The sequence below is a fragment of the Priestia sp. SRI_019 genome (genome assembly GCF_057586255.1).
Genome location: NZ_JBYCZN010000012.1, coordinates 1 through 22,317, shown reverse-complemented (window position 1 = coordinate 22,317; position 22,317 = coordinate 1). Strand labels below are relative to the sequence as shown.

Here is a 22,317-nt window from a genome sequence, read left to right as displayed (position 1 = left end):
ATGAAGAGAAAGTGGAAGTTCAGCCACCTTTATTTATTTTTTGTATTTTTCATTTTATACGCGCCCATTTTTTATTTAATGTATTACTCTTTTAACAGCGGAGGAAACATGCGTGAATTTGAAGGGTTTACGTTAGATTGGTACAAAGAAGTGTTTCAAGACACGCGTTTGCTTATTATTGTCTTGAATACCCTTATTATTGCTCTACTGTCTTCAGGTATTTCAACTATTATCGGCGTGATAGGGGCACTTGCTATCGTATACGTGAAGCGCAGACGTGTTCAAAATACGCTGTTAACATTTAATAATGTGTTAATTGTGAGTCCAGATGTTATTATTGGCGCCTCTTTTTTAATTCTATTTACCATTATCGGTGTAAAGCTCGGGTTTATATCCGTATTATTAGCGCATATTGCATTCAGTGTACCGATTGTGGTCATCATGGTTCTGCCTAAGCTGCAGGAAATGAGTCCGACACTGCTCGATGCAGCCCGTGATTTGGGCGCAAGCCGCTTTGAAGTACTTTCGAAAGTGGTATTGCCATTTATTCGTCCGGGTATCTTTGCAGGCTTTTTTATGGCTTTAACTTACTCTTTGGATGACTTTGCGGTTACGTTCTTTGTGACCGGGAACGGTTTTTCCACGCTTTCAGTAGAAATTTACTCATTAGCAAGAAGAGGGGTCTCGCTGAAAATTAATGCTCTTTCTACGCTTATTTTCATGTTTACCGTGCTGATTGTAATTGGTTATTACTTTATCAGTCAGCGATATAGCAATAAAGTGAAAGGGGTGGCGACTGGAAAATGAAGCAATTAGCAAAGCCGTTTATCTTCATCGTCATCCTTTCTTTCGTTCTCATGTATGTGGTTCATCATTTGAACAATGCCGAAGGATACTCTGGAGGAAATACGCTGACCGTCTATAATTGGGGAGATTATATTGATCCTGATTTAGTGAATCAGTTTGAAAAAGAAACCGGAATTAAAGTCATTTATCAGACCTTTGATTCGAATGAAGCAATGATGACCAAAATTGAACAAGGCGGTACGACATTTGATATTGCTGTGCCTTCTGAGTACGCGATTAGCAAGATGCATGAAGAAAATTTACTATTGCCAATTGATCGTTCGAAGCTGCCTAATTTAAAATACATTAATCCGCGTTTTTTAGACTTATCCTTTGATCCTGGCAATAAGTACTCTATTCCTTATTTTTGGGGAACTGTGGGTATTGTATATAACTCTGATATGATTCATGGCAAGAAGATAAAAAGTTGGAATGATTTATGGGATCCTAAGCTGAAAAATCAAATTTTACTTGCAGATGGCGCTAGAGAAGTGATGGGAATGGGACTAAACAGCTTAAATTATTCATTAAATGATACGAATAAGGCCCATCTTCAAGAAGCAAAAAGAAAGCTTGATACATTAACACCAAATGTCAAAGCCATTGTAGGAGACGAGATTAAGATGCTTCTAGCAAATGAAGAAGCGGCAATTGGCGTTGTTTGGTCAGGCGATGCTTCTGAGATTATGAGCGAAAACGATAAGCTGAATTACGTTGTTCCAGAAGAAGGTTCGAATTTATGGTTTGATAACATGGTTATTCCAAAAACGGCTAAAAACGTAGAAGGCGCACATAAATTCATGAATTTTATGCTAGATCCTAAACACGCTGCTCAAAATGCGGAATATGTAGGGTATTCTACGCCTAATAAAAAAGCGTTAGATTATTTGCCGAAAGAAGTAGCGGAAGATGAACGTTTTTACCCAGAGGAAGAACTAACAAAAAAGCTTGAAGTATATAATAACTTAGGCAAACGAATGCTTGCTTATTACAATGAGTTATTTTTAGAATTTAAAATGCACCGTAAATAAAAGGAACTTAATTAGGTCTTTATACGTAAGTTCTTTATGGTTTTTGTAAATTCAGTTGCATGATAACAAGAGGAAAGATAAAATACAAACGAGTAAAGCTAATAACATTTATTTTATGTTATTAGCTTTTTTATTTGTAAAACGGGAAAGATAAGAGAAAATTGAATGTTCTACTATTCATCTAGAATTCATATTTCACATTATATAGGAGAGAAAAAGTGAAGCAAAAACAAAAGCAACATATTCAATCCATTTACTTTTTACGATTATTCGCTATGATGATGGTTGTGCTCGTACATGTAACAGCAGCATATGCAACGGTACTGCCATTTGCAAGCGAAGCTTATCAGAAATATCATTTTCTTAACCGAATCGTTCGAATTGAAGCAGGAATCTTCATTGTGATCACAGGTTTAGTTTTCTTTTATAGTTATATTAACAAGCCGTTAACAAAGACTTTATGGAAAACATATTATGCTCGAAGAGTGACATATATTTTGGTTCCCTATATTATTTGGGCACTTATTTATGAATTTTATTCGTACTATGTAGGAGCAACAGAATTGAATGCATCTGATATTGTGAAACGTATTTTACGTGGAGAGTCCTACTATCAGCTTCATTTTATCTTTTTAATTGTACAAGTCTATCTCGTGCTGCCGGTTTTTGTATGGCTAGCACAAAAAGTAACCATTTTTAAAAAATACATGTGGCTGTTTGGCATTATCATTCAGCTTGGTTATTTAATGCTTAACAATACGTATCATATCACTTCATTTAATTTATTTTTAAATACAATGGCTACGTTTTTACTCGGCGGTTGGATTGGCATTTATTATCGCGAGCAAGTGGATAAAAAGTACAGTCGTTCGAATATTGTATTATTTCTAGTGACGCTCGGATCGGGAATAGCTATTTCACTGTTAAATTATCACTTGTACACAATGAAGACAATCCAAATTTCAGGCTTTACGTATGAGGCTGTTAATACGCTTTATTTGGTTGCTGGAAGTTATTTCTTCTTCCGGATTGCAGAGATATTAGCTGAAAAGCTTTCTGTGAAGTCCGTGACGATTGTTAAAAATATTGCCATGTACTCGTTTGGATTTTACTTGATTCACCCAATGGTTTTAAACTTTGTGGCAAAAGCAGTACCAATACAAGGCAACTACATGTTTCACGTTGAAATCTTGGCACGCTATATTCTAACATTAGCGGGCTGTTACCTCATCATTTGGGGATGTCATCGTCTTTTACCGTTTGCTAGCTTTTTGTTTGGTAAACTGCCAAAAGAAGCGGTGTTCATTTACCGACGTCCTGATCATAAATAGCGTTTAGTTAAAAGTTATGTCTGCTTGCAGGCATAACTTTTTTTATAAAGTATAAGAAAAGCTGATTTTAAATAATAAAGGTAAGCGATGGAATTCCTTTCACAAGCCTAGCTATTTTGACATACGTAATAATAGTTAATATTTCTGTTTACTATCTAAACGTGCATGATAAAATAGAAAAGATGAATATGTGTTAGGAGGAACATCAGTGAAAATTAAGCTTGGCCTTTTATACGGAGGAAAATCCGCTGAACATAAAGTATCTTTACAAACAGCTCTAGCAGTTTCAAAAGCAATTAATCACGATAAATATGAAGTGCATCCAATTTACATTACAGAAACAGGAAAGTGGATTCGCGGCACACAGCTGACTGGTCCGCTTGAAACAGTTGCTCAATTAGAAATTCAAGATGACGGAACAGCTATTTCACCAGTTTCATTAAATACGGAAATGTTTGCATTAACAGATTCAAAAACAGAGGATCAGCTAGATGTTATTTTCCCACTTCTTCATGGTCCAAATGGAGAAGATGGTACGGTACAAGGATTATTAGAATTATTAAATATTCCTTATGTTGGAAACGGTGTATTAGCTTCAGCAGCTGGTATGGATAAAGTTGTAATGAAGCAGCTGTTTGCACAGGCAGGTCTGCCTCAAGTAGAGTACGTATCATTTATCCGCCGCGAGTGGGAAGCAGATCGAACGGCTGCTTATGAAAAAGTAGAAACACTTGGATACCCTTGCTTTGTTAAACCGGCAAACTTAGGTTCAAGCGTTGGGATTAGCAAATGTGATAACCGCGAAGAGCTAGAAGCGGCATTTGTTGAAGCTTTCTTATTCGATCGGAAAATCATTGTAGAAGCAGCAGCAGTTGGTCGTGAAGTTGAAATTGGTGTGTTAGGGAATGATGAAGCAGCTTGTTCAGTAGTTGGAGAAATCTTACCTAAAAAAGCGTTTTACGATTACAAAGCCAAATATGAAGACGGCGATACAGGTCTTATTATTCCAGCTGAAATTACAGAAGAACAGCATCAAGAAATGTCAGCACTAGCAATCAAAGCATTTAAAGCAATTGATGGATCTGGTCTTGTACGTGCAGATTTCTTCTTAACATCAGAAGGTAAATTCATTATTAATGAAGTGAATACGATGCCTGGTTTTACACCTTTCAGTATGTTCCCGTTATTGTGGAAACACGCGGGCGTTGAATATCCAGATTTAATCGAAAAACTTGTATCACTAGCAATTGAACGTCATACCGAAAAGCAGCAAATTAAACACACAATGTAACTCACACAACACTATTCATCATGAATAGTGTTTCTGTGTTTAGTTTCAATTAAATAGGATCCATAGTTTACTTTATATCGAGAGGAGCAAACCAACAATGATTAAACGTACGCTTACACAGCTAGCTGCAATGATTCCAGGAAGTGTATTTCATAGCGGGGACAAAGCAGATGTAATTGAGGGAGTCTCAATTGATACGAGAACCATTCAGCAAGGCAATTTATATATCCCAATTAAAGGGGAACGTTTTAACGGGCATACATTTGTTCATAAAGCAATTGAAAACGGAGCGGTCGCTACTCTGTGGAACAAAGATGAAGAAAACCCACCGACAGACATTAGTGTTATTTTAGTCGATGATACGCTAGAAGCTCTTCAGCAATTAGCGAAATCCTATCGTCACGAGTTAGATATTAAAGTAGTGGGCATTACAGGAAGTAACGGAAAGACAACGGCAAAAGACATGGTAAAAGCTGTGCTTGATACAACTTACCGTGTTCTGAAAACAGATGGAAACTTTAATAATCATATTGGCATGCCGCTTACTATTTTGCGTTTAGATGAAACTCATGATATTGCAGTTTTAGAAATGGGCATGAGCAGCCGAGGGGAAATTGAGTTTCTTTCTAATTTAGCGGAGCCTGATGTGGCCATTATTACAAATATCGGAGAATCGCACCTTCAAGACTTAGGAAGCCGTGATGGAATTGCGGAGGCAAAATTAGAAATTACAAGCGGCTTAGCTCCAACAGGTCAGCTGGTCTATAACGGTGATGAGCCACTTTTAACGTCGCGCGTTGTTAATCCAGTATTTGAAACGGTGACATTTGGCAGCTCAGAACAAAACGATTTGTATCCAAGTGCTATTTCAGCTGAAGAATTAGGCACCACATTCACTGTTTCACGTGAAACAACATATTCATTCTTTATCCCGGTATTAGGTAAACATAATGTTCACAATGCGCTTTCTGCTATTGCGGTAGGTCATTATTTTGGACTAGACAATGAAACAATCGCTAAGGGATTAAAAGAATTAAAGCTAACCAATATGCGTATGGAGCTCGTGAAACGAACAGATGGCCTGACCTTCATTAATGACGCATATAACGCAAGCCCAACGTCTGTTAAAGCTGCTATTACGTTGATGCATGATTTAGAAGGCTATAAGCAAAAAATTCTTGTTCTTGGGGATATGCTTGAATTAGGCGACCAGGAAAAAGAGTTCCACAAAGAAGTGGGAGAGTTTATTCAAGCAGAAAAAATTGATTATGTTCTAACATACGGTCCCTTATCTGTTGAAATCGAGCAAGGAGCAAAAAATAATTTTGCAGAAGATAAGGTAATACACTTTGAGGAGAAAGATGAGCTTGTTAAAAAATTAACAGCGATTACAACAAGAGAAGATGTGGTTTTAGTGAAAGCATCTCGAGGGATGAAGCTTGAGGAAGTTATCTCAAAAATGATGCATAAATTACCGTGATATTAAAAAGAGTATAAGTAAGCTCTATTGCAAACGGAAAGCCATAGTGTTATGATGTAGTCTGAGTGTCTTGAGGCGCTTATACTCTAAACGTTGAATTTATTGAAGTAGTCGTTTAGAGCATTTTCCGTTTCCTCGGAGAATGCTTTTTTTTGTAAAATATAGATAGTCTAAATATAAAAGGAGTTTGAAAAACTTGGCATTATTTCAAGATTTAGGATTAAGTCAACAGCTTAACAAAGCTGTGAGTAAAATGGGTTTTGAAGAAGCAACACCAATTCAATCAGAAACTATCCCATTAGCACTAGAAGGTCACGATTTGATCGGACAAGCACAAACAGGAACAGGGAAAACAGCGGCATTTGGTATTCCTCTTATTGAAAAAGTTGATGTAAACGTAGATGCAATTCAAGGGTTAATTATTGCTCCTACTCGTGAACTTGCTGTACAGGTATCTGAAGAACTTTACAAAATTGGTCAAACAAAGCGCGTACGCGTGCTATCAATTTACGGTGGTCAAGATATCAGTCGTCAAATTCGTGCATTGAAAAAGCACCCTCATATCATCGTAGGGACACCAGGGCGTATGCTAGATCATATTAATCGTCGTACACTTCGTCTACAAGATGTTCATACGGTTATTTTAGATGAAGCAGATGAAATGTTAAACATGGGATTCATCGAAGACATTGAAAAAATCTTATCAAACGTACCTGAGAACCACCAAACACTTTTATTCTCAGCAACAATGCCTACTCCAATCCGTCGCATTGCTGAAAAATTCATGAACGAACCAAAAGTGGTAAAAGTACAAGCAAAAGAAGTAACGATGCCAAACATTACGCAGTATTATTTAGAAGTACAAGAAAAGCGTAAATTTGATATCCTTACTCGTCTTTTAGATATGCAATCACCTGAATTAGCTATCATCTTTGGTCGTACAAAGCGCCGTGTTGATGAGTTATCAGAAGCATTAAATATGCGCGGTTATTCTGCGCAAGGTATCCATGGTGACTTGACGCAATCGAAACGTCTATCTGTACTACGTCAATTTAAAGAAGGTTCTATTGATGTATTAGTTGCAACGGACGTAGCTGCACGCGGACTTGATATTTCTGGTGTTACTCATGTATACAACTTTGATATCCCTCAAGATCCAGAGAGCTATGTACACCGTATCGGACGTACAGGACGTGCTGGTAAAATGGGTGCTGCTATGACATTTGTAACGCCAAGAGAAACTGGACAGTTACACAATATTGAGCGTACAACAAAACGTAAAATGGAGCGTCTTACTCCTCCAACGCTTGATGAAGCAATGGAAGGTCAACAGCGTATTGCAGCTGACAAATTAACAGAATCTGTGACACAAGGCAACTTATCTTACTACAAACAGTTGGCAGAAGAGTTACTTGAAGAGCACGATTCAGTTTCATTAGTGGCAGCAGCAATCAAATTATTTACAAAAGAACCAAACGAATCACCAATTCAATTAACTGCTGAACCACCGGTAATTGCAAAAGGTGATAAAAACAAACGTGGAAATGGCGGAGGTCGTTCACGTTCTAACTCTAAAAACTACTCACAGCAAAATCGTCGTGGAAACTCAAAGCGTTTTGGTGACAAGCGTCGCGGTGGAAGCAACGGTAGTGATAGTAGAAATCGTAATAGCAGCAGTAATCGTAAAGATTCTCGCAGCAAAGCGTAAAATAAAAACGAGCCTTAACAGGCTCGTTTTTTTTATGTGTTAATTGCTGTTTTATTGGTGCACACTATGAGTAAAATAAAATGGGGTGTTCACTGATGTCGACCATTGTACGGTTAGGTTATGTGGCGATGAGCGTTCATTTGGAAAATAGTTCTCCTTCTCAAACAATGACTTTTGCACAATTTCAGCGTGTGAAAGACCATGAAGCGGCCATTCGCAAGCTCGAACGTATTGCAATATCCAACTTAGAAAACTGCTTACGGTTATTAAAACATAATGCGTGGAGTGAAATTGAGTTTTTTCGATTCAGTTCTAAGTTAATTCCATTAGCTAACCATGAGGCCCTAAAAGAGTGGAACTACATAGCTCCTTTAAAGGATGCTCTTCAGCGTATTTCTGTATTTTTGAAGGAACATCCAATGCGAGTAGATTTTCACCCGGATCATTTTGTTGTTTTAAACTCAACGGATAAAGAGGTTTTTAAGCATTCTATCCAAACTCTTCGCATGCATCAAAAGTTGCTGAAAGGAATGGACATTCCGCTTCAAAATCGCTGTGTTTTACATGTTGGAGGGGCTTATAATGATAAAGAAAAAGCACTGGAGCAGTTTATTCATAATTGGGGGCTTGTACCTCAATCCCTTCAGCAAATGATTATGTTAGAAAACGACGATACAACCTTTCATATAAAGGACGTCTTGTATTTATGTGAAAAACTAAATGTCCCAATCATTTTTGATCTTCATCATCATCAGGCAAACAACGACGAAACTTCATGGCAAGAGCATTGGGACCGTATCATTAGAACATGGGAACAGGAAACGCTTCCTCTAAAAATGCATATATCTAGTCCTAAAAGTGATAAAGAATTTAGAGCCCATGCAGATTATATCGATGTTCACGGGTTTTACAGCTTTTTAAAAGAAGTAAATGGAACGATACCGCAAATTGATTGCATGATTGAAGCTAAGAAAAAAGATGAAGCGCTCTTTCAGTTAGTAAGAGACTTGAAGTCTTATGAAGATGTGGAATTTATTAACTCATCCACTTTTTATATTAAATCTTAAAGCAGGCCTCATATCTGTGGCTTGTTTTTCTGTTTGAACGCGAGAAAAGCGAGAAGAAATCCAGCAATACCTCCAGCGAAATGAGCTGTGTTGTTAGTTCCTGGCGTTAGCAGACCTGAAAGTAATCCAATAATTAAAAAGACGACAATGATTTGCTGGTTGCTTTTAGAAAGCATGTGCTTTTGTTTTATTACAAGGTAGAGGTAGAACCCAAGCAGCCCGAAAATGGCACCGGATGCACCCACATGGCTGTAAAAAGAAGATTGGATTAGAAATGTAACGATATTTCCAAGCAATCCACACGTAAGGTAGAATAGAAGAAACTTATAAGAAGAAAGAATACGCTCAGCACCTGGCCCTAACAAGAACAATGAAAATGAGTTAAAAAGAAGGTGTGAAAAGCTTAGATGCAAAAAGATAGGTGTGAAAAGTCGCCAGTAGTCTCCTTGAGAAATTAAGCTATTCACACCAATAAGCTGATGTATAAAAGATTCTGCAAGGTGTGAGGGAAGAGCGGCAAGTAACCATAGCGCAATGTGGATGCAGATAAGCGTGAAGGTAACAGGATAAAAACGTTTAAATTCAGCTACATTTTCTGTGCGTACGAACATATTTGTCACTCCTTTTTATAAAGGCATTTTTATATACTATTCTGTAAGAGAGGATTAAATGAAAATGATTATAGGAACTGGAATTGATATTACAGAGTTAGAGCGGATTGAAAAAATGGTGCAGCGTCAAAGTGCTTTTGTTACTCGGATTTTAACAAAAAATGAAAAAGAACGCTATGAAAAGCTATCAAGCCGACGTAAGGTCGAATTTTTAGCAGGAAGATTTGCTGTGAAGGAAGCATATTCGAAAGCTCTTGGAACAGGAATAGGAAAAGATTTCAGCTTCCAAGATATAGAAATCGTGAATGATGAAAGAGGAAAGCCCCACATTGTTACAAAACAACCACTGGACGCGTCCGTACACGTATCTATCTCCCACAGTGCCCACTATGCGATTGCTCAAGTAATTATTGAACGCTTGTCAAGCTAGTCTGCATATTCACTATTTCTTGTTCATATATTCATAGTGTGGATAGGGGAGACAAGATATGTTCTTGCTTCTCCGTTTAGCTGTGAATATACGAAATAAAGGAGTTGGGGAAATGCATAAAAAATGGATTGGCTTATTTGTTTGCGCCTTTTTTCTCTTAGCCTTATCAGCATGCGGTGAAAAAAGTCAGCAGGATGTAACAGATGCATTGGATGCCAAGGTACAAGAAATGGCGGGTTATAAATCAGATGCTAAGATGACATTAAATACAGGGAAAGATGCTCAAGTATACGATGTAGAGATTTGGCATAGTAAGCCTATGTATTATCGAGTGAATTTGAAAAATACAAAGAAAGATCAAAGCCAAATGATTTTGCGTAATGATGAAGGGGTTTTTGTTCTAACGCCTGCCTTAAATAAAAGCTTTCGTTTTCAAAGTGACTGGCCGCAAAATAGCAGTCAAGCTTATTTGTATGAATCCCTCGTCCAAGATATTGTGAAGGATGAAAAGGCAAGCTTTAAATCAACGGATAAGCATTATATTTTTGAAACAAAAACCAACTATCAAAATAGCACGATGCTTCCTAAACAAGAAATTACGCTGAATAAAAGTGACTTAGCGCCTGTTTCGGTTAAAATTATGGATACGGATAATAAAGTGTTAATAAAAGTTGATTTCTCTAAGGTCAAATTCGATTCTAAGTTTGATAAAGGGGCTTTTGATACAAAAAGAAATATGACAAGTGCAAAGATTGACGTTCCGACATTAGCGCAGCAAAAATCATTTAGCGTTCTTTATCCTAAGGATGTTCCAAAAGGTACAAAGCTGTCCAAGGAAAAGAAAATTGAGACAGAAAATGGCGAAAGAGTCGTTTTAATGTACAAAGGAGAAAAGCCGTTTACGCTTGTACAAGAAAAAGCGCAAGTAGCTAAAACAGCGACATCTACAGTTACTGCCGGAGAGCCATTTGATTTAGGTTTTACTGTGGGAGCTTTAACGGATAAAAGTCTATCTTGGACATATAATGGAGTAGACTTTATGCTGGCTTCTGATCAGCTAACACCAGATGAATTGAGTACAGTTGCTAGATCTGTGCAAAGTCAGATGGGAAAATAAGAGAAGCTTACAAGCCTGCATATATGTAGGCTTGTTCTTGCTTAATTTGAATAAAGATCGAGATGAAGTTTGGCTATAGATGTATTATACTAACAGAGGAAAGTACGTTTAGAATGGTTCTGAAAAAAGGAAGTGTCGTAGTAATGGATGCATTTTATAGAGAAACATGGGCAGAAATTGATGTAGAAGCCATTTTTCAAAATGTGAATCATGTAAGAGAACTGATACCGGGGCATAAAACGTTAATGGCCGTAGTGAAGGCGAATGCGTACGGGCATGGAGATAAAGAAGTAGCAGAGATTGCGCTTCAAGCTGGTGCTGATATGCTAGCTGTAGCTTTTTTGGATGAAGCTATTGCTCTTCGGAAAAAAGGAATAAAGGAATCCATTTTAGTATTAGGAGCCGTGCCTACCCTACACATTCAAACCGCCTTGGACTGGAATGTAACGGTTACTGCTTATAGCAAAGCTTGGATTGAAGAAGCGGCGTCCATTCTAGGTGAAAACATTCAGCTGCATATGCATTTAAAAATAGATACAGGCATGGGTCGCTTGGGAGTTAGAACAAAAGAAGAATTACACGAAACGCTGAAAATCATCGCTTCTCATTCGGGATTCGTGCTGGATGGAGTGTTTACACACTTTGCAACAGCAGACGAGCTAAACTCATCTTATTTTGAAGAACAATATACATTCTTTGAAGAAATGGTTCAAATTGTGAAAGAATATAATTTTACACCTCCGATGATTCACTGTGCAAATAGCGCAGCCTTGCTTCGTCGTCCGAAAGATATCTTTAATGGCGTACGCTTAGGTATCTCTATGTATGGCTTGAGTCCTTCTGAGGAATTAAAAGAAGTCTTGCCAATTCCGTTAAAACAGGCTTTTTCGCTGCACAGCCGTATCGTGCATGTTAAAAAAGTCAAAAAAGGCAGTCATATCAGTTACGGAGCTACTTATGAAGCGAAAGAAGATGAATGGATTGCTACTATCCCATTAGGATACGCAGACGGCTGGATCCGTAAATTAAGTAATTTTGAAGTATTAGTAGATGGATTTAAAGTGCCAATTGTTGGTAGAATCTGCATGGACCAATTGATGATTAAATTACCTAAAATGTATAAAATGGGTACAAAAGTAACGTTTATTGGAAAACAAAAAGATGCTGAAATTACAATTGATGAAGTAGCGAAGCATCTTGAAACAATTAATTATGAAATCCCTTGCATGATTGCAGCAAGGGTTCCGAGGGTTTATACAAGAGAGTTGCAGCATATTGATGTTAATAATTATATCTTGCGCTGAATATACATCTTCCTGAGTCAACATAAAAAGTCTGCGAACAAAAGACAATAAAATAATAACTTCCATGCATAAAAGAGGGTATCAATTGACGATAATAGTGTAGAAATTGACAGAATTAACTTTCCATTAAAGCTAATCAATGTTATGATAAGGAAAGATGAGACTATTGGTGTGTGTATTGATGTTGGAGGTGTATGTTTGTGTCTGAAGCGAGCGCAACTACAGAAATCCTAGTAAGATTACCGAAAAATTTAGTATCGGAGCTCGATCTTATGGTTAAACAAGAAAATGGCAACCGAAGTGATTTTATTCACCAAGCAACAAAATTGTACCTTCGTGAGCGAAAAAAACGCCATATTCGCGAATCAATGAGACGTGGATATATGGAGATGGCAAAGATAAACTTAAATATTGCTTCCGAGGCTTTTCTAGCAGAGTATGAAGCTGATCATACTGTGGATCGTTTAGTAAGCGGGGGGTAATGACTTGGTAGTCAAACGTGGCGACGTTTATTTTGCTGACCTATCTCCTGTTGTTGGCTCAGAACAAGGAGGCGTTCGCCCTGTACTTGTCATTCAAAATGATATAGGCAATCGTTTTAGCCCAACTGTTATTGTAGCTGCGATCACTGCTCAAATTCAAAAGGCAAAGTTACCTACGCATGTTGAAATTGATGCAAAGCGCTATGGATTTGAGCGAGATTCAGTTATTTTACTAGAACAAATTCGTACTATTGATAAACAGAGGCTAACAGACAAGATTACCCATTTAGATGATGAAATGATGGACAGAGTGGATGAAGCCTTGCAAATCAGTGTAGGACTTATCGACTTTTAGAATTATACTTCCATTTATGCTAAGTTGCTCCTTTATGAGCAACTTTTTTAATTTGACTAGGAATAATCAGTAAACGTATATTGTAATAAGAAACGTTTTAAAAATGATAATATATATATAGATATAAATGAGTGTATTGACTCACAAGGAGGACCTCATGAATCAAGATTTATTCAATTATATACAAAATCATAAATCAGAAATTTTTGATCGATGGCTAGTGTTAATGAATGATGTGGAAACAGAGCGGATTAAAAACATTGTATCCGAACAAGTGTACGTAAATGTAAGCTCTGATTTTGTAAATTTACTTTTGGCAAAAGCATTCCGTGATCAGGAAAATTTTGCAGAGGAACTAGAAGAAGTAGTAGGACGAGTTGTGAGTTTAGGATGGCCTCTTGCTTATTTGACACAGGGTGTACGTAACTTGGGTCACGTAGTGGTTGAAGGGTATGTAAACAGTGAACATGTGAAGGCTGACCAAACTCATTCTGAATTATTCTATCGGTTTGACAAGTGGTTAAGCCCTATTTACAACAAAATAGTAGAACAATACTCCAACTCGTGGGAAAATACAGTTATGTTGCAAAAAGTTGCACTTCAAGAATTGTCTGCTCCATTAATACCGGTATTTGATAAAATTACAGTAATGCCGCTTGTAGGAACAATCGATACTGATCGCGCAAAGAAAATTATGGAAAACTTACTGCAAGGTGTCGTAAAGCACCGATCAGAGGTCGTATTAATAGATATTACCGGAGTACCAGTAGTGGATACGATGGTTGCCCATCATATCATTCAAGCTGCTGAAGCCGTACGTTTGGTTGGAGCCAAGTGTTTGTTAGTAGGAATTCGTCCGGAAATTGCTCAGACTATTGTGAACTTAGGTATTAACTTAAACGAAATTATTACGAAAAACTCCTTAAAAAAAGGCGTAGAGTTTGCGTTAGAAATGACTGAGCGGAAAATAGTTGATATAGAATCGGAGGAATAAACGTGAGAATACCCATTTTGAAATTGTACGACTATTTATTGGTATCCATTCAATGGGAGCTGGATGATCAAACGGCTATTCAATTCCAAGAAGATTTGCTAAGTAAAATTCATCAAACTGGAGCAAAAGGAGTGGTAATCGATTTAACTTCAATTGATATGATCGATTCATTCATCGCAAAAGTGTTAGGTGACGTGGTTAGCATGTCTAATTTGATGGGGGCTAGAGTAGTATTAACAGGTATCCAGCCTGCAGTAGCTATTACACTTGTTGAGTTAGGGATTGGCCTAAATGATGTTCTTACTGCACTCGATTTAGAAAAAGGTCTTGAGAAACTCCAATCGGAATTGGGGGATTAGTATATGGAATTCCAATCCAGCGTAAAAATCGTAACAGAATGGGACATCGTAGCGGCACGCCAATTAGGTAGAAATGTGTCGAAAGAGCTAGGGTTTGGAACAGTTGACCAAGCTCGTATTACAACCGCCATTTCTGAATTAGCTCGTAATATTTACCTATATGCGGGTAAGGGTCAAATCTATATTGAGAAATTAAATCGTGGAGGAAAAAACGGTCTTCTTGTCGTAGCAACAGATGAAGGGCCAGGTATCCCCGACGTTCGCAAAGTAATGGAAGATGGATACTCAACATCGGGTGGACTAGGAGCTGGGCTTCCTGGGGTAAAACGATTGATGGATGAGTTTGACATCGAAACAAATGTCGGAGAAGGTACTGAGATTAAAGCAGTTAAGTGGCTCCGGTAGGAGGAAATAGATAATGTCTTTTGATAAAGAGATGAGAGATTTATACAAAGATATTTTGGGGAACTATATCCAAACACAAAATGAACAAATTTTGTATCAAGGACAAAAACTAAGTAGAAAATCTTTAGAGAATGAAATATCGCCAGAAGATATTGTGAGCATTCATAAAGAAGTAATTGAAGAAATTTATTCTGATATTCCAGAAAAAGTGCTGCATTCTCTGGACTTTTTACTTGAGGTAATGATTAGCTACGGTCTTGCTCTTCGTGAGCATCAAACATTAAAAAATAAGCAGCGGGAACTTCGTTCTGAGATTGAAGTTGCTGCTAACGTCCAGCAGACGCTGTTGGGGACAAAGGTTCCGGCTAGTTCAACTTTAGAAATTGGTGCGATTAGCGTACCGGCTAAACAGATGAACGGAGATTATTTTCACTTTGTAGAAGAAGAGCACGGCGGGTTAAGTATTGCCATTGCCGATGTAATCGGAAAAGGAATTCCAGCTGCAATGTGTATGTCTATGATCAAATATGCAATGGACAGCTTACCGGACTCAAGAAAAAATCCAAGTTATGTATTAGAGAACTTGAATAATATTGTAGAGCGAAACGTAGATCCAAGTATGTTTATTACGATGTTCTACGGAAGCTATAATCCCGAGACAAACTTATTTGATTATGCTTCTGCAGGGCATGAGCCAGGTTTTTATTATGATGCCAAAGCTGATTCATTTGAAGATTTGGAGGCAAAAGGACTCGTGCTAGGAGTCGATCGCCATGTGAAATATCTTCAGTACGAGCAGCAGCTTTCAAAAGGCGATATGATTGTTCTGTTAACAGATGGCGTAACAGAATGCAGAACTGAAGAAGGATTTATTGAAAGATTGGACATCATAAAATTAATTCGAAAATACATGCATTTGTCTCCTCAAGAAATTGTAGAATCTGTATATAAAGAGCTGGAGAAATTACAGCATTTTCAATTGAGGGATGACTTTACATTGATTATTTTGAAGAGTTTAGTTTAAGTATTCTAAAAAAGGGTACAGAAAAGATAGCACAAAATTAGAGGGGGTCTACTAATACGATGAATTTAAAAATAGATATACAAAAGGACGGTCAAGCATATCGTATTAAGCTGGCTGGAGAGATTGACGCATATACAGCACCTAAGCTAAAAGAAAAGTTCATGGAAATTACTGAACATACTGAACCGGAAATTATAGTCGATTTAACCGATGTATCATACATGGATAGTACAGGACTAGGTGTATTTATTGCATTGTTAAAAGCCAATAAGAAAAATAACGGCTCTTTGAAATTTGTTGGTGTATCAGAGCGCATCAAGCGCTTATTTGATATTACGGGCCTCACAGACATTTTAAACGTGAATTCACAAGTAGAAGGTGGCGTAAAATGAAACAGCCTTATGACTTTGTTGAGATGAAGATTCCTGCTAAGCCAGACTACGTAGCGATTATTCGACTGACGCTGTCTGGTGTAGCGAACCGGATGGGTTTTTCTTATGATGAAATTGAAGATATGAAAATTGCTGTGAGTGAGGCATGTACGAATGCCGTGCAGCATGCTTACAAGAATGAAGAAAATGGTGAAGTGAGAGTAGGTTTTGGTTTATTTGATGACCGTTTAGAAATCATGGTGGTCGATAAAGGTGAAAGCTTTAATTTTGAAGAGCTTAAGGAACATATAGGACCTTATGAAACATCAAAAGAAGTTGAATTTCTTCCTGAAGGTGGACTTGGTTTATATTTAATTGAAACACTAATGGATGAAGTGAAAATGGTCAATTCAAAAGGTGTAACGCTAATGATGACTAAGTATGTGCAAAGAGAGCAGGTGGAGAGTGATGAAAACACAGTCTCAACCTATGAAATTAACTAAAGAACAGGTTCAGGAACGAATTGAGCGCTTTCAAAAAACGCAGGATGAAGAAGCACAAAGTGATCTAGTAGTACATTACAAGAACCTTGTTGAATCTATTGCACGTCGTTATTCAAAAGGCAGAAGCTTACATGAAGATATTGTGCAGGTAGGGATGCTAGGACTGTTAGGAGCTATTAGAAGGTATGATGCTTCATTTGGAAGAAGCTTTGAATCGTTTGCTGTTCCTACAATCATTGGAGAGATTAAGCGATTTTTACGCGATAAAACGTGGAGTGTTCACGTGCCGCGCCGCATCAAAGAATTAGGTCCTAAAATTAAAGCAGCTGTCGAAGAGCTAACAACCCGTTTACAGCGATCTCCTCAAGTGAAAGAAATTGCTGATCATATCGGAGTGACAGAGGAAGAAATTTTAGAAACGATGGAGATGGGGCAAAGTTATCAAGCGTTGTCTGTTGATCATTCCATTGAAGCAGACTCTGATGGAAGCACTGTGACAATCCTTGATTTAGTAGGTGAACAAGAGTCGGGTTATGAGAAAACTGATCAGCGTTTAGTGTTAGAAAAGATTCTTCATGTATTAAGCGATAGAGAAAAAGAAGTGATTCGCTATACCTTTATTGAAAATCTGAGTCAAAAAGATGCCGGTGAGAAGTTAGGGATTTCTCAAATGCATGTATCTCGACTGCAAAGAAGAGCGCTTGATAAGCTAAGGACTGCAGCTCGCTCAGATTCTAACGATTCGGAGTATATGTCGTGATGACAGTAGACCCTAATACAAAGTCGATTCAAACTCATATATACCAAGAACCAAAGCAAGGGAACGTATGTTGTGGAGATAGTTACTATGTCAAAGAAACGGATGACTATTTTCTATGTGCAGTGGCAGATGGATTAGGAAGCGGTGAACAAGCCAGAGCCGCTTCTGTAGCTGTTACGGATGTAGCGAAAGCTCATCATCATCTAGATGTGGATGAAATCATTTCTAAGTGCAACAAAGCTACTCGACATACAAGAGGCGCAGCAGTAGCTATTTTGAAAATTGATAAAAAACATAACGAATTTCATTATACAAATGTAGGTAATATCCGCTTTTATCTGTATTCTCCGGAGGGGAAATTAACGTATCCTCTGCCAATTCAAGGTTTTTTATCAGGGAAAATTCAAAAATTCCGCACACAAACCTTCCCATATGACTCCGGGTCTAAATTTTTGATTCATACAGATGGCTTAGAATTAAAAGAGATTAAATCTGTTTTTGCTAACTCGATGAATGTAGATCAATTGTCGACACGGCTACAGGCAGCTATTCGATCTCATAATGACGATATTACGTATATCGCTGGTCATCTTCCAACTGCATAGCCTTTCTTTTTAGCTCACATGTGTTATTGCATGTGAGTTTTGTTACAATAGAGACAAAGTTTCATTTAGGTAGGAGGATAAGCTGTGTCTGTTGCAACGAAATTAGATAATCAAATTGTTCAACGTGTAAGTAAAGAGGTGGAGATTTCACAGAAGCAAGTACAAAACGTAATTGCTTTAGTAGAAGACGGTAATACAGTTCCCTTTATTGCTCGATATAGAAAAGAACAAACTGGTGCTTTGGATGAAGTCCAAATCCGGAATATTTTAGATTCCTGGAACTACTTAATGAATTTAGAGGAGCGTAAAGAGGAAGTTCTTCGATTAATTGAAGAGCAAGGGAAATTAACTGAGGAACTGGCTGCTCAAATTCATCAAGCGAAGAAATTGCAGCAAGTAGAAGATTTATACCGCCCTTTTAAGCAAAAACGACGTACAAAAGCAACTGTAGCAAAAGAAAAAGGTCTTGAACCATTAGCACAGTGGCTACTAAGTTTTCCACATTCTGACGTGAAGAATGAAGCGCAAACATACATAAATGAAGAAGCGGGAGTTCAATCTTCTGAAGAAGCTATTCAGGGAGCCCTAGACATTGTAGCGGAACAAATTTCTGACGAAGCATCTTACCGTCAATGGATTCGTACGACCACTGTAAAAGATGGCATAATTATTACTTCAGTTAAAGATCCGGAAAAAGATGAAAAAAATATCTATGAAATGTACTATGAATATACAGAAGCGGTAAAGCGAATCGTTCCTCATCGTATCTTAGCTATGAATAGAGGAGAAAAAGACGGTATTTTAAAAGTGAGTATTGATGCGCCTACAGATCGTATTCTTTCATATTTACATAAACAAGTAATCAAAAAAAGGGATTCTTCAGCCGAAAGTTATATCATCTCGGCTATAGAAGATGCTTATAAACGCTTAATAGAACCATCTATTGAACGCGAAATCCGTAAAGAGCTATCAGAAAAAGCGGAAGAAAGAGCCATTCACATCTTTTCTGAAAACTTACGAAAACTGCTTCTCCAACCTCCATTGAAAGGGAAGGTGGTATTAGGAGTAGATCCAGCTTTTCGAACAGGCTGCAAATTAGCTGTAGTAGATGAAACGGGCAAGGTATTAAAAATTGATGTTATTTATCCACATCCTCCTGTGAGAAAAGCAGCTGAAGCGCAAAATAAATTAAAGAAAATGTTCGCTGAATACCCTATTGAAGTAGTAGCAATCGGAAACGGAACGGCATCTCGCGAAACGGAGCAATTTGTAGCGGATGTTCTTAAAGAAATTGAAAACCCAGTTTATTATTTGATTGTGAATGAAGCAGGAGCAAGCGTATATTCGGCTTCTAATGTTGCTAGAGAGGAATTTCCTGATTTTCAAGTAGAAGAGCGAAGCGCTGTATCGATTGCCAGAAGGCTGCAAGATCCGCTGGCTGAACTTGTGAAAATTGATCCTAAGTCCGTAGGGGTAGGGCAGTATCAGCATGATGTGTCTCAAAAGCAATTAAATGATTCACTGACTTTTATTGTAGAGACAGTAGTAAATCAGGTAGGAGTAAATGCAAACACGGCTTCTGCTTCCCTTCTACAATACGTTGCTGGTCTAAATAAGACAGTTGCTCAAAACATTGTAAAATATCGTGATGAAAACGGAAAATTCTCTAACCGAAAACAGTTAAAGAAAATTCCGCGTTTAGGTGCTAAAACGTATGAGCAGTGTATTGGGTTTTTACGTATTATAGAAGGTGAAGAACCCTTAGACAGAACGGGGATCCATCCTGAAACATATGGAGACGTTAAAAAGCTTTTAAAGAAGGCGGAAGTGAAAGAGACTGAGCTTGGAACGGAGAAAGTAAAAGAAGCATTAAAACATATCTCTTTACCCGAAATATCAGAAGAACTAAATATAGGGGAGCTTACTTTAAAAGACATTATAGAAGCGCTCGTAAGGCCCGAAAGAGATCCTCGTGATGAACTGCCAAAACCTTTGCTCCGTCAGGATATTTTGAAGCTAGAAGATCTTGCCAAAGGTATTCAGCTTGAAGGTACTGTGCGAAACGTCGTAGATTTCGGAGCGTTCATCGATATAGGAGTTAAGCAAGACGGTCTAGTCCATATTTCTAAATTAACGAATCGGTACGTTAAGCACCCCCTCGATGTCGTTTCAGTAGGAGATTTGGTGAATGTGTGGGTAGAAGAAGTAGATATGAAAAAAGGAAGAGTCGCACTGACGATGATTCCACCCCATCAATAATAAAATTGCCTTTTCAGATTTTCTGAAAAGGCAATTTTATTTGTAAAAAGAAGTGATTTAAGAAGCGGAGTTATTTTTTTGATAAAAAAACCAACATTGATTGAGCAATTTTATTTGTGCACGGTCTTTTTCAGAATAAGCGCGCCTCATTTGTTTTTGTAGCCACATTGGCATAAGGACAATCACTCCTTTTCATTTATGATAAGGTAAATAGTGAGTATGTAATGAAGTGTATGCCCAAAGAGCTAGTCAGGTGATTTCATACAGTGGAGGAGTATATAAGATGAATGATAAGGATTTACAAATACTTGTAGAAGAAATTTCATTGAAGCTGTTTCACAAACCATTTCGTCATGAAGCCACTTTTAATTCTCGTTTACGTACGACAGGTGGAAGGTATTTATTACGTACATCTAATATAGAAGTAAACTACAAATACTTTGAACAATATGGCAGACAAGAAATAGTAGCAATCATTAAACATGAGCTCTGTCACTATCATTTGCATATTGAGGGGAAAGGGTATAAGCATGGAGATCAAGACTTTAAAAGCCTAATGAAAGAAGTAGGTGCCCCCCGATTTTGTCAGGCATTGAAAAAAGAAAGTGATGGAAAGAAAAAAGAGCACATATATGTATGTATGCAGTGTGAGCAAAAATATGTTCGAAAAAGAAAAGTGAACACGGTTAAATATGTTTGTGGGAAGTGTAAAGGTAAATTAAAAAAAATGTAGAAGATGCTTGACTAAAATAGATTGATTATGATAAATTAATAAAGCCGTCTCAAATGAACGGTAAAGAAATCACAAAAACTTATTGACATTACATATAATGTCGATTACAATGTAAGAAGTCTGATAAATATTATTCCACAGTAGCTCAGTGGTAGAGCTATCGGCTGTTAACCGATCGGTCGTAGGTTCGAGTCCTACCTGTGGAGCCATATGGAGAAGTACTCAAGTGGCTGAAGAGGCGCCCCTGCTAAGGGTGTAGGTCGTGTAAGCGGCGCGAGGGTTCAAATCCCTCCTTCTCCGCCATTTTATAATGGCCCGTTGGTCAAGCGGTTAAGACACCGCCCTTTCACGGCGGTAACACGGGTTCGAATCCCGTACGGGTCACCATTGATTTTTGTTTACATATTCTGTGGAGGATTAGCTCAGCTGGGAGAGCACCTGCCTTACAAGCAGGGGGTCGGCGGTTCGATCCCGTCATCCTCCACCATTTGACTGTTTTATACATAATTTTGGATGGTCCCGTGGTGTAGCGGTTAACATGCCTGCCTGTCACGCAGGAGATCGCGGGTTCGATTCCCGTCGGGACCGCCATTTAAATTATTGGGCTATCGCCAAGCGGTAAGGCAACGGATTTTGATTCCGTCATGCGTTGGTTCGAATCCAGCTAGCCCAGCCATAAAGAGCCATTAGCTCAGTTGGTAGAGCATCTGACTTTTAATCAGAGGGTCGAAGGTTCGAGTCCTTCATGGCTCATTTTCATTTCTTGCGGGTGTGGCGGAATTGGCAGACGCGCTAGACTTAGGATCTAGTGTCTTTACGACGTGGGGGTTCAAGTCCCTTCACCCGCATCTTATTCATTTTATGTATTTAGCGGTCGTGGCGGAATGGCAGACGCGCTAGGTTGAGGGCCTAGTGGGGGCGACCCCGTGGAGGTTCAAGTCCTCTCGGCCGCACCAAAAAACTTTTTAAAAAAGTGTTGACATAAGAAAACAGAAATGATATTATAATAAAGTCGCCAAAACAACGGCGGTAAACATCATAAGAAGCGCCCGTAGCTCAATTGGATAGAGCGTTTGACTACGGATCAAAAGGTTAGGGGTTCGACTCCTCTCGGGCGCGCCATATTGCGGGTGTAGTTTAGTGGTAAAACCTCAGCCTTCCAAGCTGATGTCGTGAGTTCGATTCTCATCACCCGCTCCAAATATATTGAACTTTGAAAACTGAACAAAGCGACAAACGTCAACGTTAAAC

The 22,317-nt window shown here is 38.2% G+C and carries 24 protein-coding genes and 11 tRNA genes; 33 read left to right on the top strand and 2 right to left on the bottom strand.

The window, feature by feature from the left end; translation table 11 throughout:
* The 7 genes from AC2YJL_RS26525 (at position 1) to uvsE (ending at position 8,754) form a co-directional block, all read left to right on the top strand.
* Positions 1 to 807: an ABC transporter permease gene (locus AC2YJL_RS26525; RefSeq protein WP_043977800.1), complete on the top strand. Its 807-nt coding sequence runs from the start codon at positions 1 to 3 to the stop codon at positions 805 to 807.
* Positions 804 to 1,877 (top strand): ABC transporter substrate-binding protein, encoded by a 1,074-nt coding sequence (locus AC2YJL_RS26520; RefSeq protein WP_195695596.1) that lies wholly within the window; start codon positions 804 to 806, stop codon positions 1,875 to 1,877. Before AC2YJL_RS26525 ends, AC2YJL_RS26520 begins: the two co-directional genes overlap by 4 nt.
* 218 nt (positions 1,878 to 2,095) lie before the next feature.
* Positions 2,096 to 3,208, top strand: coding sequence for an acyltransferase (locus AC2YJL_RS26515; RefSeq protein ID WP_195695595.1), 1,113 nt, complete (start codon positions 2,096 to 2,098; stop codon positions 3,206 to 3,208).
* 208 nt (positions 3,209 to 3,416) lie between these two features.
* On the top strand, positions 3,417 to 4,499 hold the full coding sequence (locus AC2YJL_RS26510; protein ID WP_251569158.1) for a D-alanine--D-alanine ligase: 1,083 nt from the start codon (positions 3,417 to 3,419) through the stop codon (positions 4,497 to 4,499).
* A 97-nt stretch (positions 4,500 to 4,596) separates the two neighbouring features.
* Positions 4,597 to 5,979: a UDP-N-acetylmuramoyl-tripeptide--D-alanyl-D-alanine ligase gene (locus tag AC2YJL_RS26505; RefSeq protein ID WP_230931655.1), complete on the top strand. Its 1,383-nt coding sequence runs from the start codon at positions 4,597 to 4,599 to the stop codon at positions 5,977 to 5,979.
* Between the two features lie 196 nt (positions 5,980 to 6,175).
* Positions 6,176 to 7,687, top strand: coding sequence for a degradosome RNA helicase CshA (gene cshA, locus AC2YJL_RS26500; RefSeq protein WP_116516916.1), 1,512 nt, complete (start codon positions 6,176 to 6,178; stop codon positions 7,685 to 7,687).
* A 95-nt stretch (positions 7,688 to 7,782) separates the two neighbouring features.
* Positions 7,783 to 8,754 carry a UV DNA damage repair endonuclease UvsE gene (gene uvsE / locus AC2YJL_RS26495; protein WP_050690798.1) on the top strand — a complete coding sequence of 324 codons (972 nt, stop codon included), beginning with the start codon at positions 7,783 to 7,785 and terminating at the stop codon, positions 8,752 to 8,754.
* 8 nt (positions 8,755 to 8,762) lie between these two features.
* Here uvsE and AC2YJL_RS26490 read toward each other — a convergent pair whose 3' ends face one another.
* Positions 8,763 to 9,365 carry a rhomboid family intramembrane serine protease gene (locus tag AC2YJL_RS26490; RefSeq protein ID WP_195695592.1) on the bottom strand — a complete coding sequence of 201 codons (603 nt, stop codon included), beginning with the start codon at positions 9,363 to 9,365 and terminating at the stop codon, positions 8,763 to 8,765.
* A gap of 64 nt (positions 9,366 to 9,429) precedes the next feature.
* On the opposite strand from AC2YJL_RS26490, the gene acpS reads away from it, so the two are divergent.
* From acpS to AC2YJL_RS26420, 14 genes are all read left to right on the top strand, one after another.
* Entirely contained in the window at positions 9,430 to 9,795 is a 366-nt protein-coding gene (acpS, locus tag AC2YJL_RS26485; protein WP_025753519.1) for a holo-ACP synthase, read from the top strand.
* 58 nt (positions 9,796 to 9,853) lie between these two features.
* Positions 9,854 to 10,912, top strand: a complete 1,059-nt coding sequence (locus tag AC2YJL_RS26480) for a LolA family protein (protein ID WP_013055001.1) — start codon at positions 9,854 to 9,856, stop codon at positions 10,910 to 10,912.
* Positions 10,913 to 10,974: 62 nt separating this feature from the next.
* On the top strand, positions 10,975 to 12,216 hold the full coding sequence (gene alr / locus AC2YJL_RS26475; RefSeq protein WP_407818541.1) for an alanine racemase: 1,242 nt from the start codon (positions 10,975 to 10,977) through the stop codon (positions 12,214 to 12,216).
* Between the two features lie 200 nt (positions 12,217 to 12,416).
* On the top strand, positions 12,417 to 12,698 hold the full coding sequence (locus tag AC2YJL_RS26470) for a CopG family ribbon-helix-helix protein (protein WP_013055003.1): 282 nt from the start codon (positions 12,417 to 12,419) through the stop codon (positions 12,696 to 12,698).
* A gap of 4 nt (positions 12,699 to 12,702) precedes the next feature.
* Positions 12,703 to 13,053 (top strand): type II toxin-antitoxin system endoribonuclease NdoA, encoded by a 351-nt coding sequence (gene ndoA, locus AC2YJL_RS26465; protein WP_013055004.1) that lies wholly within the window; start codon positions 12,703 to 12,705, stop codon positions 13,051 to 13,053.
* 157 nt (positions 13,054 to 13,210) lie between these two features.
* The gene (locus AC2YJL_RS26460; protein ID WP_013055005.1) at positions 13,211 to 14,047 is read left to right on the top strand and encodes an RsbT co-antagonist protein RsbRA; all 837 of its coding nucleotides are present in this window, start codon (positions 13,211 to 13,213) and stop codon (positions 14,045 to 14,047) included.
* 2 nt (positions 14,048 to 14,049) lie between these two features.
* Positions 14,050 to 14,406 (top strand): STAS domain-containing protein, encoded by a 357-nt coding sequence (locus tag AC2YJL_RS26455; protein ID WP_013055006.1) that lies wholly within the window; start codon positions 14,050 to 14,052, stop codon positions 14,404 to 14,406.
* A gap of 3 nt (positions 14,407 to 14,409) precedes the next feature.
* Positions 14,410 to 14,811, top strand: coding sequence for an anti-sigma regulatory factor (locus tag AC2YJL_RS26450; RefSeq protein WP_013055007.1), 402 nt, complete (start codon positions 14,410 to 14,412; stop codon positions 14,809 to 14,811).
* Between the two features lie 13 nt (positions 14,812 to 14,824).
* Positions 14,825 to 15,835 carry a PP2C family protein-serine/threonine phosphatase gene (locus AC2YJL_RS26445; RefSeq protein ID WP_013055008.1) on the top strand — a complete coding sequence of 337 codons (1,011 nt, stop codon included), beginning with the start codon at positions 14,825 to 14,827 and terminating at the stop codon, positions 15,833 to 15,835.
* Positions 15,836 to 15,894: 59 nt separating this feature from the next.
* Positions 15,895 to 16,227, top strand: coding sequence for an anti-sigma factor antagonist (locus tag AC2YJL_RS26440; protein WP_013055009.1), 333 nt, complete (start codon positions 15,895 to 15,897; stop codon positions 16,225 to 16,227).
* A complete protein-coding gene (rsbW, locus tag AC2YJL_RS26435) occupies positions 16,224 to 16,709 on the top strand; it encodes an anti-sigma B factor RsbW (protein WP_013055010.1) in 486 nt (161 codons plus the stop codon). The genes AC2YJL_RS26440 and rsbW overlap by 4 nt, the downstream gene beginning before the upstream one ends.
* Entirely contained in the window at positions 16,675 to 17,469 is a 795-nt protein-coding gene (gene sigB / locus AC2YJL_RS26430) for an RNA polymerase sigma factor SigB (protein WP_013055011.1), read from the top strand. The genes rsbW and sigB overlap by 35 nt, the downstream gene beginning before the upstream one ends.
* Entirely contained in the window at positions 17,469 to 18,074 is a 606-nt protein-coding gene (locus AC2YJL_RS26425) for a PP2C family serine/threonine-protein phosphatase (RefSeq protein ID WP_033580804.1), read from the top strand. Before sigB ends, AC2YJL_RS26425 begins: the two co-directional genes overlap by 1 nt.
* A gap of 84 nt (positions 18,075 to 18,158) precedes the next feature.
* Entirely contained in the window at positions 18,159 to 20,333 is a 2,175-nt protein-coding gene (locus AC2YJL_RS26420) for a Tex family protein (RefSeq protein WP_230931657.1), read from the top strand.
* A 57-nt stretch (positions 20,334 to 20,390) separates the two neighbouring features.
* On the opposite strand, the gene cmpA is transcribed toward AC2YJL_RS26420, so the two are convergent.
* The gene (cmpA, locus tag AC2YJL_RS26415) at positions 20,391 to 20,507 is read right to left on the bottom strand and encodes a cortex morphogenetic protein CmpA (RefSeq protein ID WP_013055014.1); all 117 of its coding nucleotides are present in this window, start codon (positions 20,505 to 20,507) and stop codon (positions 20,391 to 20,393) included.
* A 109-nt stretch (positions 20,508 to 20,616) separates the two neighbouring features.
* Between cmpA and AC2YJL_RS26410 the strand changes: the two genes are divergently transcribed.
* The 12 genes from AC2YJL_RS26410 to AC2YJL_RS26355 all read left to right on the top strand — a co-directional run bounded on the left by AC2YJL_RS26410 (position 20,617) and on the right by AC2YJL_RS26355 (position 22,266).
* Positions 20,617 to 21,066, top strand: coding sequence for a SprT family protein (locus AC2YJL_RS26410; RefSeq protein WP_153252844.1), 450 nt, complete (start codon positions 20,617 to 20,619; stop codon positions 21,064 to 21,066).
* Positions 21,067 to 21,200: 134 nt separating this feature from the next.
* Positions 21,201 to 21,275: transfer RNA gene (locus AC2YJL_RS26405), tRNA-Asn, on the top strand.
* A 3-nt stretch (positions 21,276 to 21,278) separates the two neighbouring features.
* Positions 21,279 to 21,369: transfer RNA gene (locus tag AC2YJL_RS26400), tRNA-Ser, on the top strand.
* A gap of 9 nt (positions 21,370 to 21,378) precedes the next feature.
* Positions 21,379 to 21,453 (top strand) — tRNA-Glu (locus AC2YJL_RS26395).
* 24 nt (positions 21,454 to 21,477) lie between these two features.
* Positions 21,478 to 21,553: transfer RNA gene (locus AC2YJL_RS26390), tRNA-Val, on the top strand.
* Positions 21,554 to 21,581: 28 nt separating this feature from the next.
* Positions 21,582 to 21,657: transfer RNA gene (locus AC2YJL_RS26385), tRNA-Asp, on the top strand.
* A gap of 10 nt (positions 21,658 to 21,667) precedes the next feature.
* A tRNA-Gln gene (locus AC2YJL_RS26380) sits at positions 21,668 to 21,742 on the top strand.
* Positions 21,743 to 21,746: 4 nt separating this feature from the next.
* Positions 21,747 to 21,819 (top strand) — tRNA-Lys (locus tag AC2YJL_RS26375).
* 12 nt (positions 21,820 to 21,831) lie between these two features.
* Positions 21,832 to 21,914, top strand: a tRNA-Leu gene (locus AC2YJL_RS26370).
* A 22-nt stretch (positions 21,915 to 21,936) separates the two neighbouring features.
* Positions 21,937 to 22,022: transfer RNA gene (locus tag AC2YJL_RS26365), tRNA-Leu, on the top strand.
* A gap of 89 nt (positions 22,023 to 22,111) precedes the next feature.
* Positions 22,112 to 22,188 (top strand) — tRNA-Arg (locus AC2YJL_RS26360).
* Positions 22,189 to 22,192: 4 nt separating this feature from the next.
* Positions 22,193 to 22,266, top strand: a tRNA-Gly gene (locus AC2YJL_RS26355).
* Positions 22,267 to 22,317: the final 51 nt, after the last annotated feature.

Excerpts from the sequence above, each read along its gene's own strand:
- AC2YJL_RS26525 (WP_043977800.1), top strand. The coding sequence starts at position 1 with ATGAAGAGAAAGTGGAAGTTCAGCCACCTTTATTTATTTTTTGTATTT.
- AC2YJL_RS26520 (WP_195695596.1), top strand. The coding sequence starts at position 804 with ATGAAGCAATTAGCAAAGCCGTTTATCTTCATCGTCATCCTTTCTTTC.
- AC2YJL_RS26505 (WP_230931655.1), top strand. The coding sequence starts at position 4,597 with ATGATTAAACGTACGCTTACACAGCTAGCTGCAATGATTCCAGGAAGT.
- uvsE (WP_050690798.1), top strand. The coding sequence starts at position 7,783 with ATGTCGACCATTGTACGGTTAGGTTATGTGGCGATGAGCGTTCATTTG.
- AC2YJL_RS26490 (WP_195695592.1), bottom strand. The coding sequence starts at position 9,365 with ATGTTCGTACGCACAGAAAATGTAGCTGAATTTAAACGTTTTTATCCT.
- acpS (WP_025753519.1), top strand. The coding sequence starts at position 9,430 with ATGATTATAGGAACTGGAATTGATATTACAGAGTTAGAGCGGATTGAA.
- AC2YJL_RS26480 (WP_013055001.1), top strand. The coding sequence starts at position 9,854 with ATGTTCTTGCTTCTCCGTTTAGCTGTGAATATACGAAATAAAGGAGTT.
- alr (WP_407818541.1), top strand. The coding sequence starts at position 10,975 with ATGAAGTTTGGCTATAGATGTATTATACTAACAGAGGAAAGTACGTTT.
- AC2YJL_RS26460 (WP_013055005.1), top strand. The coding sequence starts at position 13,211 with ATGAATCAAGATTTATTCAATTATATACAAAATCATAAATCAGAAATT.
- AC2YJL_RS26450 (WP_013055007.1), top strand. The coding sequence starts at position 14,410 with ATGGAATTCCAATCCAGCGTAAAAATCGTAACAGAATGGGACATCGTA.
- AC2YJL_RS26445 (WP_013055008.1), top strand. The coding sequence starts at position 14,825 with ATGTCTTTTGATAAAGAGATGAGAGATTTATACAAAGATATTTTGGGG.
- AC2YJL_RS26440 (WP_013055009.1), top strand. The coding sequence starts at position 15,895 with ATGAATTTAAAAATAGATATACAAAAGGACGGTCAAGCATATCGTATT.
- rsbW (WP_013055010.1), top strand. The coding sequence starts at position 16,224 with ATGAAACAGCCTTATGACTTTGTTGAGATGAAGATTCCTGCTAAGCCA.
- sigB (WP_013055011.1), top strand. The coding sequence starts at position 16,675 with ATGAAAACACAGTCTCAACCTATGAAATTAACTAAAGAACAGGTTCAG.
- AC2YJL_RS26425 (WP_033580804.1), top strand. The coding sequence starts at position 17,469 with ATGACAGTAGACCCTAATACAAAGTCGATTCAAACTCATATATACCAA.
- cmpA (WP_013055014.1), bottom strand. The coding sequence starts at position 20,507 with ATGCCAATGTGGCTACAAAAACAAATGAGGCGCGCTTATTCTGAAAAA.
- AC2YJL_RS26410 (WP_153252844.1), top strand. The coding sequence starts at position 20,617 with ATGAATGATAAGGATTTACAAATACTTGTAGAAGAAATTTCATTGAAG.